The organism is Rahnella sp. RcJ3 (assembly GCF_009498575.1).
GTDB classification, from domain to species: Bacteria; Pseudomonadota; Gammaproteobacteria; order Enterobacterales; family Enterobacteriaceae; genus Rahnella; species Rahnella aceris.
This window is the reverse complement of sequence record NZ_QSNX01000018.1, coordinates 82,175-96,672: the sequence shown is the minus strand read 5'-3', so window position 1 is coordinate 96,672 and position 14,498 is coordinate 82,175. Positions and strand designations below refer to the sequence as shown.

Genomic DNA, 14,498 nt, shown 5'->3' with positions numbered 1-14,498 from the left:
ATGCGAGGGAAGTGAGAGAAAAAAGGTCAAAATATCCCTTAAAAAACAATGCCGGTCACCTTAAGTGACCGGCATTATGCCAATGGCAGCCTTTCTTTCAGCGATGAAACGCTAATACACGGGATTAACGTTCGTAAATGATTTCTACGCCTTCGTCGTCATCTTCATCCCAGTCATCATCCCAGTCGTCGTCGGCTTCAGATTCCACTTCAGCCAGTTGTTCACGGTGATAATCATCCCACATGAACTCAACTTTCTCGGGTGCCGCTTCTTCAATCGCCATGTGCTTAGGATTTTCGTTGATGAACTTCATCACGTCCCAACACAATGCATTCACACCTTCGCGGTTTGCAGCGGAAATAAGGTAATAGTTACCTTCCCAGCCTAATGCATCAGCAATCGCTTTAGCACGCGTTTCAGCTTCTTCTTTCTCGATCAGATCAACTTTATTGAACACTAACCAGCGCGGCTTTTCAGCCAGCTTGGCGTTGTATTGCTTCAGTTCATTGATGATGACTTTGGCATTTTCGATCGGATCAGATTCATCGATCGGCGCAATGTCGATCAGGTGCAACAGAACGCGGCAACGCTCAAGGTGCTTCAGGAAGCGGATACCCAAACCAGCGCCTTCAGAAGCCCCTTCGATCAGACCGGGGATGTCTGCAACCACGAAGCTTTGTTCGTGATCCATACGTACAACACCGAGGCTTGGCACCAGTGTGGTAAACGGATAATCAGCCACTTTCGGCTTCGCTGCAGAGACGGAGCGGATAAACGTCGATTTACCTGCGTTTGGCAGACCCAGCATGCCTACATCGGCAAGCAGCATCAGTTCGAGTGCGATATCACGCTCTTCACCTTTGGTGCCCATGGTTTTCTGACGCGGTGAACGGTTCACGGAAGATTTAAAACGGGTGTTACCGAGTCCGTGGAAACCGCCTTTAGCGACCATATTAACCTGACCATTTTTGGTCATATCGGCCAGGACTTCGCCAGTGCTTTGGTCAAGAACTCGCGTTCCCACAGGCACTTTAATGGTGATGTCCTTACCGCGTTTACCAGTACAGTCGCTGCTCTGACCGTTAGTACCGCGCTCAGCACGATAAGATTTCACAAAGCGGAAATCGATCAGCGTATTGAGGTTCTCATCAGCAACGAGGTACACATCACCGCCATCACCACCGTCGCCACCGTCAGGGCCGCCACGTGGAATGTATTTTTCGCGGCGGAAGCTGACGCACCCGTTACCGCCATCACCGGCCACAACCAGAATCGTGGCTTCATCAACAAACTTCATTTGTTCTGTCTCCGTAAATCATTCGCCGGGCAGCTAAAGTTTAGCTACCAGGTTTTGCTCTGTCCGACGTGGCCACCATCGATGGCCAATTGCGGAAAACATTGCACCCGCCACCACCACAAATGCTCCCAGATAACCAATAAAATTAAGTACTGGTACAGCAAAAAAGTCAGGCCAGGCAAGTGCCAATAAATCTGAAAATAGCAGGGTAAACAGCGGCGTGAGTGTCACTAATGCACTTACCTGAGCTGCCTGCCATCTCGCCATCGCTTCCGCTAAGGCGCCATATCCTACCAAGGTATTCGCGCCGCAAAACAACAGGCAGGCAAACTGCCAGCCGCTGAGCTGTGAAAGCACCGCAGGGCTGGCCAGCGGGAGCAATGCGATAGAACATAAAGTGTACAGCAAAAAAAGGATTTGCGGTGAAGCCAGTTGACGCAGTAAAACCTTTTGCGCCACACCGTATATCACCCAAACTGTTGCTGCCCCGACGCCAAAAATCACACCCAAAGTGTAATCCGTCAGACGGGTGAAAATCTCAATCAGACTGGTATTGAAAAACAATATCAGCCCAAAAATTAACATACTGGCGCCAATAACCTGCGTAACGCGCATCCTTTCTTTTAGGATGATTACGCTGGCCACCATCATACCGACCGGAGAAAGCTGTCCGATAACCTGAGAAGCCGTCGGGCTAAGAAATTGCAAAGAAGAACTAAAAAGAACAAAGTTTCCCAGTAATCCACAAGTTGCAATCAGCACTAAAACCAGCCAGCGCGGTCGCCTGAAAATCGCTCTCGGAGGCAGCCTTCGCCTCATGGCCAAAATGCAACCCAGCACAACGGCCGCCATCGAAAACCGATACCAAGCCACAGTAAAGGGATCCATCACCACCAGAACCTGCTTCATGGCGATAGGCAAAGAGCCCCAGCTCATGGCAGTAATCAGCGCCAACAGAATCCCGACAGGTGCCTGTGATTTCGTATCCATATCCCGCCAGAATGGGCTAACCAGAATGTAAAAAGCCCCGCAACGAATTGCGGGGCTTACATCTATTTACTAAGACGCGAAAAACTTATTCAGCTTCGATGCTGATGTACTTACGGTTTTTCGGGCCTTTAACTTCGAACTTGACTTTACCGTCAGCCAAAGCAAACAGAGTGTGGTCCTTGCCGCAACCCACGTTGATACCAGCGTGGAATTTGGTGCCGCGCTGACGAACGATGATGCTGCCTGCCAGTACTGCTTCGCCGCCAAAGCGTTTTACGCCCAGACGTTTAGCTTCTGAATCGCGACCGTTACGTGTGGAGCCGCCAGCCTTTTTGTGTGCCATTGTTCCGCTCTCCTAATCTTAAGCGCTGATGCCGGTGATTTTAACGTCAGTGAACCACTGACGGTGGCCCTGCTGCTTACGATAGTGTTTACGACGACGAAACTTAACGATTTTGACCTTTTCGCCACGACCGTGAGCAACGACTTCAGCTTTGATTACACCGCCAGCCACTAAAGGCAGACCGATGTTGATTTCTTCACCGTTTGCAATCATCAGAACCTGATCGAACTCGATAGCTTCGCCAGTTGCAACGTCCAGCTTCTCCAGACGGATAGTCTGTCCTTCGCTGACACGGTGTTGTTTACCACCACTTTGGAAAACCGCGTACATATAAAACTCCGCTTTCCGCGCACTCAACTTTGTATAGTCCAGAGGGCGCTATAAATATTCACAATAGGGCGCGAATTCTACGCAAAAAATCAGCATAAGACAAGAGTACAATGACGACAAAAGAAGAAAAAAAGCGCAGTTCTTCCGATATCATTTATCTACACTGTTTTTCAAGTACAATCCCCTTTACAGTTAGCGCCATGTGCCAATGTGAGCCAGACCTCATTGCGGTGAAGAGAACAACAGCTGAAAAAACACAATGAACCTAGAACAGATTATTGATCTTACCCAGGACGACATGGCTGCAGTCAATGCATCCATCCTTGAACAGTTGAATTCAGAGGTTTCTCTCATCAATCAACTGGGATATTACATCATCAGTGGCGGCGGCAAACGTATCCGCCCGATGATAGCAGTACTGGCAGCCAAAGCACTATCCTACCAGGGCGATAAACACATCAAAGTCGCTGCTCTGATTGAGTTTATTCATACCGCCACACTGTTACATGACGATGTGGTTGACGAATCAGATATGCGTCGGGGAAAGGCCACTGCGAACGCCGCATTTGGCAACGCCGCCAGCGTATTGGTCGGCGATTTTATCTACACCCGCGCATTTCAAATGATGACAGATCTTGAATCGCTTCCTGTTCTGGCTCTGATGGCAAAAGCGGTGAATGTGATTGCAGAAGGCGAAGTGCAGCAACTGATTAATTGCAATGATCCTGACATCACAGAAGCCAGTTACATGCAGGTGATTTACAGCAAAACTGCGCGTCTTTTTGAAGCCGCGTCGCAAGCCTCTGCCATGCTGGCGGGCGGAAACAATGAGCAGATTACAGCTTTGCAAGATTATGGTCGTTATCTGGGCACCGCTTTCCAGCTGATTGATGATTTGCTCGATTACGATGCTGATGGCGAAACGCTGGGCAAAAACACTGGCGATGACCTTGATGAAGGAAAACCGACGTTGCCCCTTCTGCATGCGATGCAGCACGGTGATGCCGAACAATCCGCTATGATCCGCAAAGCTATCGAAGAGGGTAACGGGCGCCATTTATTGGAACCCGTGCTGGCAGCAATGCATCAGTGGGGCTCTCTGGCTTACACCCGCCAGCGTGCTGAAGAAGAAGCTGATAAAGCCATCCAGGCGCTTCAGGTGCTCCCGGAGTCCGAATATCGCTCTGCGCTTGAAGGCCTCGCGCATATGTCTGTAAAACGCGATTTCTGATATTTGCCTGTCGTACCTGCCAGAATAAAGCAGGCGCGACAGGCATTATTGCGCTAGTTTTTTTCAGGCTCACGTAATCTGTTGAGCAACTCAGATATCCCTTCCCTCACAATGAATGAGATCATCGTTTCACGTTCAGGTTCTCTCAGTTGCTTATAACTTTCGATCCAGATCGCCAGTGGGTCCTGATGTGACGTATACACATATTCAGCAGAACGCTCATTCATCGATAAACTGGCGGCGGCATTACCGGGCAAGCTGTCGATGTGATATTCCACTGCACGTCCCTGAACGCCCAGCCTGCGGCGTTTAATCCAGCACAATCTGCGAGCCATCCCATGCACACCTTGGGTTGACGTCGGCAGTCCTTCTTTTCCGGTCAGTTCCTTTGCTGCAAACCACTCTTTTTTCATAACATTCCTTGTTTCTTATTAAGTAAGTAAGAAAGATCGTTGTTATACATCCATGAGGGTAATGCTGATATTTTCTGGTAATGAGCGTTTATATAAAAGGTGGTATTAACATAAGTCATTTAGAAAAACACCTATTTGACAGAAAGAAGATATTCAATTTTTTGGAGTGAGTCTATAGATGTATGTAAATGCTTCCATGAATTATGTTTATCAACAGCCGGGTGAACTGATTAAATTTTTTTTCGGAAAGCAGTTTAAATAAAATCTTAAACTAAAATAAGAGGAAAATTAAAAAAAGCAAATTACAACAAGTAGATAGCCATCTAAAAAAGCAAGAAAAACCGCCTTAAATCATAATTTAAATAACTAAAATTCAATTGGTTAATTAACCCTATCAATGTATTTGTTCAAAAAAACACATGCCAGTTACGTTTTCACTTTAAAAAAATACAATAATAAAATTATAAACTGACACAAATCACAAAAAGCAAAAGGAATTTACTTGTTTGTCTAAATCAAAATAAGAATGTATTTTCTAAATAAGTAAAATAATGGATTTTAGGAAACATTGATATGGTTTATATGAGTAGTATGAGCAATTTTTAAAAGTATGTTTAATAGCGTATTTATTGAAAATCATTTTTCAGAAGGAAGAGATCATGATGACAAGGAATGAAGACTGGCACCAGGCTGATATTATTGCAGCACTGAGAAAGAAGGGCACCACACTCGCAGCAGTATCACGATCAGCAGGCCTGAGCTCTTCGACACTTTCAAATGCATTATCACGGCCATGGCCAAAAGGAGAATTGCTTATCGCAGGCGCTTTGGGTATCCATCCCTCACTGATCTGGCCTAGCCGGTATTTTGATCCCAAAACGTTGCAAATCATTGAACGCCGTTGCCGCCCGACCAATGAAACACCGCGTTAAGAAAAACAAAAGCCGCCCGTTAACCGGCGGCTTTGTTCAATGTTCACTTATTAATAAACTGCTCACCAAGCTCGATATCTTTGCGAAGAATATCCAGCATCGAATCCAGCGATTGCTGCTCAAAAGCACTGAGCTGACCGATATCGATAAGCTCTGCAATGCCATGTTTACCTAGCAGAACCGGTTGTGCGAAAAATCGCGCATAATCGCCTTTACCTTCAACATAGGCACATTCCACAACATTCTCTTCACCCTGCATCGCCCGCATCAATGAAAGCCCGAAGCGTGCTGCAGCCTGCCCCATTGAAAGCGTGGCAGAACCGCCACCGGCTTTGGCCTCTACCACTTCCGTTCCGGCATTCTGAATGCGCTGAGTCAGTGCAACAATTTCGCTTTCAGTGAAAGAGACACCTGGGATCTGAGACAATAAAGGCAGAATCGTCACACCAGAGTGCCCGCCGATAACTGGCACTTCGATATCTTCAGGTTGCTTACCCTTCAGCTCAGCGACAAAAGTATTGGAGCGGATTGCGTCCAGAGTCGTTACGCCAAACAGTTTATTTTTGTCGTAGACGCCCGCATTTTTCAATACTTCAGCCGCAATCGCGACCGTGGTATTTACCGGGTTAGTGATAATACCAATGCAGGCTTTCGGGCAGGTACTGGCAACTTGCTGGATCAGATTCCGCACGATCCCGGCATTCACATTAAACAGGTCTGAACGATCCATGCCGGGTTTACGTGCCACCCCCGCAGAAATCAGGACGATGTCAGCCCCTTCCAGAGCCGGTTTAGCATCTTCACCACAGAAACCTTTAATTTTGACCGCGGTAGGGATATGGCTGAGATCGACGGCGACACCCGGAGTGACCGGTGCGATATCATATAATGAGAGTTCGGAACCGGAAGGTAGCTGGGTCTTGAGCAGAAGCGCGAGGGCCTGACCGATACCACCCGCAGCACCTAGAACTGCAACTTTCATCCTATACTCCTTTTTTATCATTAACTTATAAGTGTCGTGTAATTAATTGGTGTGACCTTAATCACTTACGCTGTTAAAAACAATCGCTCACCTGCAGAGAATCTGAGGTTGGTCGTTTAGAAAGTAAAAAAACATCTCTAAGATGACCTTTTTCCGCTTTTAGTGACTTTTTATCGGAAAGCTTCATCATTAAAAATAGCACCACAAAATAGGCCAGGTTAATAAATGGTTAAATTCGGTCCAATGTGAGAGCTGAATCGAGATCATCACATTAAATCCCTTGTGCAACACAGTTCACCCGCAATGCACAATTTTGGCATATTCATTAAATTGAGCTTAAAACAGCGGCACTTACATTCCTTGTTCCAAGCTTAATTCATGATTTTTGCAATTAACCTCTGTTGCATAAAAATTCAATTATCTGCATAATCAGCCCCACTATGATTCAGAGACCAGGGTGCAAAATGCGTAATCCTGCTAAACAGGAAGATTTGATCAAAGCCTTCAAGGCACTGTTGAAGGAAGAGAAATTCAGCTCTCAGGGCGAAATCGTTGTCGCACTTCAGGATGATGGTTTCGAAAATATCAATCAGTCAAAAGTCTCACGGATGCTGACAAAATTTGGTGCTGTCAGAACTCGTAATGCGAAGATGGAAATGGTGTACTGCCTGCCCGCTGAAATTGGCGTGCCGACAACCACCAGTCCTCTGAAGAATCTTGTGCTGGATATCGACCATAACGATGCCGTTGTGGTGATCCGAACCAGCCCGGGAGCCGCACAACTGATCGCGCGTTTACTCGATTCCCTGGGTAAATCCGAAGGGATCCTCGGAACAATTGCCGGTGATGATACGATCTTCACGACACCGGCCCGCGGATTTAGCGTCAAACAGTTGCACGATGCGATCCTCAGTTTGTTCGAGCAGGAGCTCTAGGGCTGCAACATTTTGCACCTCCTGTCGCTTTCATTCTGTGCCTGAGGTCAGAAGATTACCTTCTCTGACCTCATTCAACGCTATTCCCTTCCTTTATTGCTGCCTTCCGTTTCTCAAAAAAACCGCAAACGCACCGCCTTTCTGTTAAATCTCGCTACAACCTACGAAATTCCGTCACACAAATATTTCCAGGGTGTGATTCACCGCAAGAATAAGCACAAATAGTCAAATTCACTCACTCCATTGATTTTACTAAAAATTAACACGAAACGAACGTTTTTCATCCACTTTTTATGCCTTTTTGTTATTAAAAACAAAGATAGCTGACATATAACAACCCAAATAACTATTAGCGAGCTATTAATTTATGGCGTGACTAGATGTATACTCATTTCCGTGGTGTGAAGCACCAGTTGTTGGAAACATAATAAAATCGACGAGGTCAAAATCATGAAAGTTAAAACTACCATCGCAACATTAAGCATTCTCTCTGCATTGTCATTTGGCGTTTTTGCAGCACAACCTGTTACACAAGAACAAGCCGCAACAATGCAGCCTACAGGGATGATCAGCGTCAGCGGCATAGCCGGTGCACCATCAGATATCCGTCAGGCACTGTCAGATAAAGCCGATGCCAAAGGTGCTAAAGCATTCCGTGTTATCGAAGTTCGTGAAGAAGGTAACTACCACGCGACCGCAGAAATTTACCAATAATTTCGGGTAAACGAAGCGAAGGGGCCTGAATGACTCAGGCCCGCGCTATGCGCATTAAGAAGGATTTGTCACTGCACCATCTACGTTCCCGCACGCTTTATGCGCTCCAGAACACGATATTACAGTCCTGATAAATCCAAATCTCAATCGACGTTGCTCTCTGATGAAAAGCACCAACGTCTGTGAATTCAGGAAACCATCATGAAAATTATTACCACTATTGCCGCACTTAGCCTGTTGTCTGTTGTTTCTTTTGGTGCCTCTGCCGCACAGCTTGTGACAAACCAACAGGCAGAAAATCTGCAACCGATGGGCATGGTCAGCGTTAGCGGCGTCAACGGCGTGCCAATGGATATCCGCCAGCAGCTGTCTGATAAAGCTGAGAGCAAGGGCGCAAAATCTTTCCGTGTGATCGAAGCCCATAACGACGGTGCTTATCACGCGACAGCAGAAATCTATCAATAACATTTCTGAGTAAGTTACTGATATAAAACCGCTGTTTTATTATTTCATAAATTAGCGTTACCGGGTTTCAACAGCCACAGACCAGCGAAAATAAGCGCTGTTGAGGCTGGGAAGAGCGTTGACACTGCCACTGCCCGACTCTCTTGCTAACGATACCCTCGTCGTCCTGTCCGACGACACCCTTTGGCCCTCAAAATTTCGGGGGCTTTTTTTGCCTGAGAAAACCTTAACACGGCGGATCACAGGCATAAAAAAAGCACAGCAACTGCTGTGCTTATTCACTATAAAAATATGATTTTACTGATCTTGTGACGCTTTCGCTTTTGCAGCCAGGGCCGTAAGCAGTTTTCCATGTATACCACCAAAACCGCCATTGCTCATCACCAGAATATGATCGCCAGGCTGAGAGGCCTTAACGACCATATCGACCAGTGAATCGACGTCTGCACTCCAGTGAGCAGGCTGAATACAGTGTTCAGCCACTTCGGCCACCTGCCAGGGAATATGCTGCGGCTGTAAAAGGAAAACTTCATCAGCACGTCCCAGGGAAGGTGCCAGTTCATTTTTACTCATGCCCATTTTCATGGTGTTTGAACGGGGTTCCAGCACGGCCAGAATACGTGCAGTTCCGCCGACTTTGCTACGCAATGCAGAAAGCGTTGCCAGAATAGCCGTCGGATGGTGAGCAAAATCGTCGTACACGCTGACATCATTTTCTACGCCGCGCAATTCGAGACGGCGACGGGCATTAATGAAATCGCCCAATGCCTTACAGGCATCTTCCGGCTTCACGCCCACATGGCGTGCCGCAGCAATCGCCATCAGGCCGTTATGCATGTTGTGCTCGCCAACCAGATTCCACTTCACCTGCCCGACCGCTTCGCCGTGCAAATAAACCTCGAAAGTACTGGAATCTGGCGTCAGTTTCTTAGCATCCCACACACAATTTTCGGCATCACCGACAAATTCCTGCTCACTCCAGCACCCCATCGCCATCACTTGTTTCAGCGGTGTGTCGTGCTCCGGCAGAATGATTTTTCCCTTGCCCGGCACCAGACGCACCAGATGGTGGAATTGTTTCTGAATCGCTTTCAGATCATCAAAGATGTCAGCGTGATCGAATTCGAGATTGTTGAGGATCAGCGTACGCGGGCTGTAATGAACAAACTTGGAACGCTTATCGAAGAACGCACAGTCGTATTCATCAGCTTCCAGCACGATAAACGGGCTGTTGCCCAGACGCGCAGACACCTCGAAATTGCCCGGCACGCCGCCAATGACGTAGCCCGGTTCATAACCGCAGGCTTCGAGGATCCACGTTACCATGCCGGCAGTGGTGGTTTTACCGTGCGTCCCCGCAACGGCAATAACCCAGCGCTCTGGCAGAACATGATCATGTAACCATTGCGGGCCTGAGACATAAGGGATCCCAAGCTCCAGCACCGCTTCGACACAAGGATTGCCGCGCGTCATCGCGTTGCCGATGATCACCAGATCCGGCTGAGGATCTAACTGGGCAGGATCGTACCCCTGGATCAGGTCGATCCCCTGATTTTCCAGCAGCGTACTCATCGGTGGATAAACGTTGTCGTCCGAACCGGTTACCTGATGCCCCTGTGCACGAGCCAGCATCGCCAGCCCGCCCATAAACGTGCCGCAAATCCCAAGAATATGAATGCGCATATATTTTCCATTAATGCCTTTAAGTCAGCCGCTATTCTACCGCTCAGAATCCTCCAGAAGAAATGGATTTGCCTATGATTCGTCCATATATTTGGGCTAAACTGCTCACGCTCTTGTGAAATTTTTATTAACGTACCGTTATCTATCCTCGATTCAGGGAAAGTGTCATGAAAACGTTAGGCGAATTTATTGTTGAGAAGCAGCAAGATTTTCCACATGCAACTGGTGAACTGACAGCGTTACTTTCAGCAATTAAACTCGGCGCTAAAATCATTCACCGTGATATCAACAAAGCGGGTCTGGTCGACATTCTGGGTACCAGTGGTGCAGAGAATGTGCAGGGTGAAGTGCAGATGAAACTTGATCTGTACGCAAATGAAAAATTAAAAGCCGCGATGAAGGCGCGTGGTGAGATTGCCGGTATCGCGTCAGAAGAAGAAGATGAGATTGTCATTTTCGAAGGTGAACGCGCTGAAAATGCAAAATACGTCATTTTGATGGATCCGCTGGATGGTTCTTCAAACATCGACGTTAACGTTTCTGTCGGGACAATTTTCTCGATTTACCGCCGTACGACTCCGCTGGGTCAGCCGGTGACGGAAGCTGACTTCCTGCAACCGGGAAACCGCCAGGTCGCCGCAGGTTATGTGGTATATGGTTCTTCCACCATGTTGGTTTACACCACCGGCGCAGGCGTTCATGCCTTTACCTACGATCCTTCACTTGGTGTTTTCTGCCTCTCTCACGAAAAAGTCTGTTTCCCTAAAAAGGGCAACATGTACTCGATCAACGAAGGCAACTACATTAAATTCCCGCTTGGCGTTAAAAAATACATCAAGTATTGCCAGGAACAGGATGAAGCGACGCAACGCCCTTACACCTCACGCTACATCGGCTCGCTGGTGGCAGATTTCCACCGCAACCTGCTGAAAGGCGGCATTTATATTTATCCAAGCACCGCCAGCCATCCGAACGGAAAACTGCGTCTGCTGTATGAATGCAACCCGATGGCTTTCCTGGCCGAGCAGGCTGGCGGTAAAGCCAGTGACGGTAAAAACCGTATCCTGGATATCATCCCGCAGAAACTGCATGAACGTGCACCATTCTTTGTGGGCAACAGTTCAATGGTGGAAGACGCGGAGCGCTTCATTGCCCAGTTCCCTGATGAATAACTGAAATACGCATCAAAAAATCATCAAAGAATGAATGTGATACCTGTGTAGCTTTGCATTGACCCAAACATAAAAAGGTGGCTTAAAAGCCACCTTTTTTATTGTTTACCGCTCAGGATTTTTTCAGAAATGATCGGCTCGATTGAGTTTAAACACCGCCATGCTTTTTGCCAGTAACTGCGCCTGCTCTTCCAGTGAACGTGTGGCCGCTGTCGCCTGTTCCACCAGTGCGGCGTTTTGCTGCGCTACCTGATCCATCTGCGTAATCGCCACGTTCACCTGTTCGATGCCGTGCGTTTGTTCGGTCGTCGCGATGGAAATCTCACGCATCAGGCTGGTCACTCGAGTCACTTCGCTGGAGATTTCCAGCATGGTGTTTGCGGCAGATCTCACCATATCCGAACCTTCAGAAACCCGGCTTTCAGAATCCACAATCAGCTCTTTAATCTCTTTAGCCGATTGCGCACTGCGTTGCGCCAGGCTTCGTACTTCACCCGCCACCACCGCAAAACCACGACCCTGCTCGCCGGCACGTGCGGCTTCGACTGCCGCATTCAGCGCCAGAATATTGGTCTGGAAGGCAATGCCGTCGATGACCGTAATAATGTCGCCGATACGTTTTGAGCTATCGGTGATGCCCTGCATTTTATCCATTACCTGATGGACGACTTCGCTGCCTTTGTTGGCAATGACTGACACGCTTTGCGCCAGTTGATTGGCCTGGTCAGAGTTCGCGGCATTCATGCGCACGGTTGAGGTCAGTTGCTCCATGCTCGCGGCAGTTTCTTCCAGCGATGCAGCGGATTCTTCGGTGCGCTGCGCCAGATGGACGTTACCGGCAGCCAGTTCGCGGGAACCGACATCGATCTGATTCCCGGCATCGCGTACGCGTCCGACAGAAAGCGCCAGCGAATCCTGCATTTGCTTCATCGCTTTCAGTAAACGCCCCATTTCGTTATTACGGGAATCATCAATTTCATGGGTCAGATCGCCTTGGGCGATGTATTCCAGTTGCGCAATGGAGAATGTCAGCGGATGCATGATGATCTTCTGCAAGGCGAACCATGCCAGCACCGCGATAATCAGCGCAATGATGAAGCTGGTGGCAATCACCGTCAGTTGGATACGTGCATTGGCGCGGGCCTGTTCAATCCGGTTATTGGTATTATCTACGGCATAGGCACGGAAATCCGCCAGCGCTTTATCATAAGCATTGCTGTAAGGCGTGATTTTGTTTTCCAGCACATCGTAATAACCGTCTGCACTTTGCGCCTGAATTGCTGCCAGCAGCGGCACTAAGCCGTTAGCTTTATAGGCATCGTAGGTTTTCTTTACTGCGTCGGATAAATCTCTGCCCTGCTGAGTGTCATCCTGGATGCTGATAAATTTCGCCAGATCGGTATCGGCTTGTTTGATATAACCGCTCATGCGGTCCGCTGTATTTTTCGCATCATCCATCATGCCAATTTCCAGCTGACGTACCGCCACGCCGCTGGCGACACGCGTGCGCAACGAGAAACTGTAGCTGTCGGCCAGTGAACCAAGTTCATCGCCCTGAAGCTGGTTAATTTTTTGCAGTGATGTCGCACTTTGCCGGATGGCATTCGCCCCCAGTACGCTCACCAGCAAGAGAATTAACGTCATAAATACCAGCAGGCCAATCAGACCGGCTTTTACGCTCAACTTATTCAACATACGGTGTTATCCAGCCATTCAGGTGAAAAGGAGATACTTCAGATGGGTAGGGATCAGGTTAATCCTGATTTTTTGTTTGAATATTGTTATCGGCAATCGCTCGAATATCTTGATAAGAAAAGCAAAAACAGGCAGTTACGCGGAAAAGTATCGGATCAGTAAATTTTACTGCCAATACGGAAGATTTAGCCGAGGTTCAACAGCAGGTCATGCCGGGAAATGCGCGCAGACGATTCGACGAAAAGGGCGGGAAATCGCGGGAGAGTTGGCTATAATGTGCGGCACTCTATTCCTGGTTCAATGAAGGAAACCAACAATGAGCTTACTGAATGTCCCGGCGGGCAAAGAACTGCCAGAAGATATCTACGTAGTGATCGAAATTCCTGCAAACGCAGATCCAATCAAGTACGAAGTGGATAAAGATACCGGCGCGCTGTTTGTAGACCGTTTCATGTCTACTGCGATGTTCTATCCGTGCAACTACGGTTACATCAACCACACGCTGTCTCTGGATGGCGACCCGGTTGACGTTCTGGTTCCAACTCCGTACCCGCTGCAACCAGGTTCTGTGATCCGCTGCCGCCCTGTCGGTATGCTGAAAATGACCGACGAAGCCGGTGAAGATGCGAAACTGGTTGCCGTTCCGCACACCAAACTGAGCAAAGAATACGATCACATCAAAGATGTGAACGACCTGCCAGAACTGCTGCGCGGCCAGATCACCCACTTCTTCGAGCAATACAAAGCGCTGGAAAAAGGCAAATGGGTAAAAGTTGACGGTTGGGCTGATGCTGCTGCTGCAAAAGCTGAAATCGTGACCTCTTTCGAACGTGCTAAAAACAAATAAGTTTTCTGCCGTTTGAACAAAAAAACACCGCCAGATGGCGGTGTTTTTTTATGTATTAAGCGTTGTCAGACAACGATTATTTTCCGACGACCTTGCTCAGATTACTCACTTACTGCTTCGTTACGCTTAACCCAGTCACCACCCTCAATTCTCGGCACACCATCCAGTGAACGAATATAGAGGTAAATCCAGGCGCTGCCATAAGGTGTCGAAATCAGCTCACGACGATAATCTTTCGTATTACTTTTCAGCTCATCTAACTCAGCCATGATGGACGAGTTAATGCGGTAAACTTCGCAATAGACTTTGCCTTCCCCTGGTATAACAGCAGGATAGTGACCCAGATTATACAGGGCGTAACCTTCCAGCTCATGATCACCCAACCATTGAGCATTCGTCATCCAATGACTGTTGCCTTGCTTGCGTCGTAAGCTACCGTAAACAATTATTCGCATGTTTATATTCGTAT

The 14,498-nt window shown here is 47.9% G+C and carries 16 protein-coding genes; 7 read left to right on the top strand and 9 right to left on the bottom strand.

Translation table 11 applies throughout. The features are described from left to right. Positions 1 to 124 precede the first annotated feature (124 nt). The 4 genes from cgtA to rplU form a co-directional block, all read right to left on the bottom strand. Positions 125 to 1,297, bottom strand: a complete 1,173-nt coding sequence (cgtA, locus tag DXU84_RS20350) for an Obg family GTPase CgtA (protein WP_013573807.1) — start codon at positions 1,295 to 1,297, stop codon at positions 125 to 127. 33 nt (positions 1,298 to 1,330) lie between these two features. Beyond that, positions 1,331 to 2,287 carry a DMT family transporter gene (locus tag DXU84_RS20345; protein ID WP_153376585.1) on the bottom strand — a complete coding sequence of 319 codons (957 nt, stop codon included), beginning with the start codon at positions 2,285 to 2,287 and terminating at the stop codon, positions 1,331 to 1,333. 85 nt (positions 2,288 to 2,372) lie between these two features. Further along, a complete protein-coding gene (gene rpmA, locus DXU84_RS20340; protein WP_013573805.1) occupies positions 2,373 to 2,630 on the bottom strand; it encodes a 50S ribosomal protein L27 in 258 nt (85 codons plus the stop codon). An 18-nt stretch (positions 2,631 to 2,648) separates the two neighbouring features. After that, positions 2,649 to 2,960 carry a 50S ribosomal protein L21 gene (gene rplU, locus DXU84_RS20335; RefSeq protein ID WP_013573804.1) on the bottom strand — a complete coding sequence of 104 codons (312 nt, stop codon included), beginning with the start codon at positions 2,958 to 2,960 and terminating at the stop codon, positions 2,649 to 2,651. 259 nt (positions 2,961 to 3,219) lie between these two features. Here rplU and ispB point away from each other — a divergent pair, with 259 nt between their 5' ends. Beyond that, on the top strand, positions 3,220 to 4,191 hold the full coding sequence (ispB, locus tag DXU84_RS20330) for an octaprenyl diphosphate synthase (RefSeq protein WP_013573803.1): 972 nt from the start codon (positions 3,220 to 3,222) through the stop codon (positions 4,189 to 4,191). Between the two features lie 53 nt (positions 4,192 to 4,244). Here ispB and DXU84_RS20325 read toward each other — a convergent pair whose 3' ends face one another. Then, positions 4,245 to 4,604, bottom strand: a complete 360-nt coding sequence (locus DXU84_RS20325) for a DNA-binding protein (protein ID WP_013573802.1) — start codon at positions 4,602 to 4,604, stop codon at positions 4,245 to 4,247. A gap of 659 nt (positions 4,605 to 5,263) precedes the next feature. Between DXU84_RS20325 and DXU84_RS20320 the strand changes: the two genes are divergently transcribed. Then, positions 5,264 to 5,536 (top strand): helix-turn-helix transcriptional regulator, encoded by a 273-nt coding sequence (locus DXU84_RS20320; RefSeq protein ID WP_013573801.1) that lies wholly within the window; start codon positions 5,264 to 5,266, stop codon positions 5,534 to 5,536. Between the two features lie 43 nt (positions 5,537 to 5,579). On the opposite strand, the gene mdh is transcribed toward DXU84_RS20320, so the two are convergent. Further along, entirely contained in the window at positions 5,580 to 6,518 is a 939-nt protein-coding gene (gene mdh / locus DXU84_RS20315) for a malate dehydrogenase (RefSeq protein WP_037034246.1), read from the bottom strand. Positions 6,519 to 6,982: 464 nt separating this feature from the next. Between mdh and argR the strand changes: the two genes are divergently transcribed. The 3 genes from argR (at position 6,983) to yhcN (DXU84_RS20300) (ending at position 8,632) form a co-directional block, all read left to right on the top strand. Further along, positions 6,983 to 7,453, top strand: a complete 471-nt coding sequence (gene argR, locus DXU84_RS20310; RefSeq protein WP_013573799.1) for a transcriptional regulator ArgR — start codon at positions 6,983 to 6,985, stop codon at positions 7,451 to 7,453. A gap of 450 nt (positions 7,454 to 7,903) precedes the next feature. Next, positions 7,904 to 8,167, top strand: a complete 264-nt coding sequence (gene yhcN, locus DXU84_RS20305) for a peroxide/acid stress response protein YhcN (protein WP_153376584.1) — start codon at positions 7,904 to 7,906, stop codon at positions 8,165 to 8,167. 201 nt (positions 8,168 to 8,368) lie between these two features. Further along, a complete protein-coding gene (yhcN, locus tag DXU84_RS20300) occupies positions 8,369 to 8,632 on the top strand; it encodes a peroxide/acid stress response protein YhcN (protein ID WP_014411566.1) in 264 nt (87 codons plus the stop codon). Between the two features lie 297 nt (positions 8,633 to 8,929). On the opposite strand, the gene mpl is transcribed toward yhcN (DXU84_RS20300), so the two are convergent. Further along, on the bottom strand, positions 8,930 to 10,315 hold the full coding sequence (mpl, locus tag DXU84_RS20295) for a UDP-N-acetylmuramate:L-alanyl-gamma-D-glutamyl-meso-diaminopimelate ligase (RefSeq protein ID WP_112152041.1): 1,386 nt from the start codon (positions 10,313 to 10,315) through the stop codon (positions 8,930 to 8,932). Between the two features lie 167 nt (positions 10,316 to 10,482). On the opposite strand from mpl, the gene fbp reads away from it, so the two are divergent. Continuing rightward, a complete protein-coding gene (gene fbp / locus DXU84_RS20290) occupies positions 10,483 to 11,487 on the top strand; it encodes a class 1 fructose-bisphosphatase (protein WP_013573794.1) in 1,005 nt (334 codons plus the stop codon). Positions 11,488 to 11,610: 123 nt separating this feature from the next. Here the strand turns inward: fbp and DXU84_RS20285 are convergent, their stop codons facing one another. After that, complete coding sequence (locus DXU84_RS20285; RefSeq protein ID WP_153376583.1) at positions 11,611 to 13,182, bottom strand: methyl-accepting chemotaxis protein; 1,572 nt, start codon at positions 13,180 to 13,182, stop codon at positions 11,611 to 11,613. A 316-nt stretch (positions 13,183 to 13,498) separates the two neighbouring features. Between DXU84_RS20285 and ppa the strand changes: the two genes are divergently transcribed. Next, the gene (ppa, locus tag DXU84_RS20280) at positions 13,499 to 14,029 is read left to right on the top strand and encodes an inorganic diphosphatase (RefSeq protein ID WP_013573791.1); all 531 of its coding nucleotides are present in this window, start codon (positions 13,499 to 13,501) and stop codon (positions 14,027 to 14,029) included. 101 nt (positions 14,030 to 14,130) lie between these two features. Here the strand turns inward: ppa and DXU84_RS20275 are convergent, their stop codons facing one another. Further along, positions 14,131 to 14,484 (bottom strand): gamma-glutamylcyclotransferase, encoded by a 354-nt coding sequence (locus DXU84_RS20275; RefSeq protein WP_013573790.1) that lies wholly within the window; start codon positions 14,482 to 14,484, stop codon positions 14,131 to 14,133. Between the last annotated feature and the right edge of the window lie 14 nt (positions 14,485 to 14,498).

Excerpts from the sequence above, each read along its gene's own strand:
- cgtA (WP_013573807.1), bottom strand. The coding sequence starts at position 1,297 with ATGAAGTTTGTTGATGAAGCCACGATTCTGGTTGTGGCCGGTGATGGC.
- DXU84_RS20345 (WP_153376585.1), bottom strand. The coding sequence starts at position 2,287 with ATGGATACGAAATCACAGGCACCTGTCGGGATTCTGTTGGCGCTGATT.
- rpmA (WP_013573805.1), bottom strand. The coding sequence starts at position 2,630 with ATGGCACACAAAAAGGCTGGCGGCTCCACACGTAACGGTCGCGATTCA.
- rplU (WP_013573804.1), bottom strand. The coding sequence starts at position 2,960 with ATGTACGCGGTTTTCCAAAGTGGTGGTAAACAACACCGTGTCAGCGAA.
- ispB (WP_013573803.1), top strand. The coding sequence starts at position 3,220 with ATGAACCTAGAACAGATTATTGATCTTACCCAGGACGACATGGCTGCA.
- DXU84_RS20325 (WP_013573802.1), bottom strand. The coding sequence starts at position 4,604 with ATGAAAAAAGAGTGGTTTGCAGCAAAGGAACTGACCGGAAAAGAAGGA.
- DXU84_RS20320 (WP_013573801.1), top strand. The coding sequence starts at position 5,264 with ATGATGACAAGGAATGAAGACTGGCACCAGGCTGATATTATTGCAGCA.
- mdh (WP_037034246.1), bottom strand. The coding sequence starts at position 6,518 with ATGAAAGTTGCAGTTCTAGGTGCTGCGGGTGGTATCGGTCAGGCCCTC.
- argR (WP_013573799.1), top strand. The coding sequence starts at position 6,983 with ATGCGTAATCCTGCTAAACAGGAAGATTTGATCAAAGCCTTCAAGGCA.
- yhcN (WP_153376584.1), top strand. The coding sequence starts at position 7,904 with ATGAAAGTTAAAACTACCATCGCAACATTAAGCATTCTCTCTGCATTG.
- yhcN (WP_014411566.1), top strand. The coding sequence starts at position 8,369 with ATGAAAATTATTACCACTATTGCCGCACTTAGCCTGTTGTCTGTTGTT.
- mpl (WP_112152041.1), bottom strand. The coding sequence starts at position 10,315 with ATGCGCATTCATATTCTTGGGATTTGCGGCACGTTTATGGGCGGGCTG.
- fbp (WP_013573794.1), top strand. The coding sequence starts at position 10,483 with ATGAAAACGTTAGGCGAATTTATTGTTGAGAAGCAGCAAGATTTTCCA.
- DXU84_RS20285 (WP_153376583.1), bottom strand. The coding sequence starts at position 13,182 with ATGTTGAATAAGTTGAGCGTAAAAGCCGGTCTGATTGGCCTGCTGGTA.
- ppa (WP_013573791.1), top strand. The coding sequence starts at position 13,499 with ATGAGCTTACTGAATGTCCCGGCGGGCAAAGAACTGCCAGAAGATATC.
- DXU84_RS20275 (WP_013573790.1), bottom strand. The coding sequence starts at position 14,484 with ATGCGAATAATTGTTTACGGTAGCTTACGACGCAAGCAAGGCAACAGT.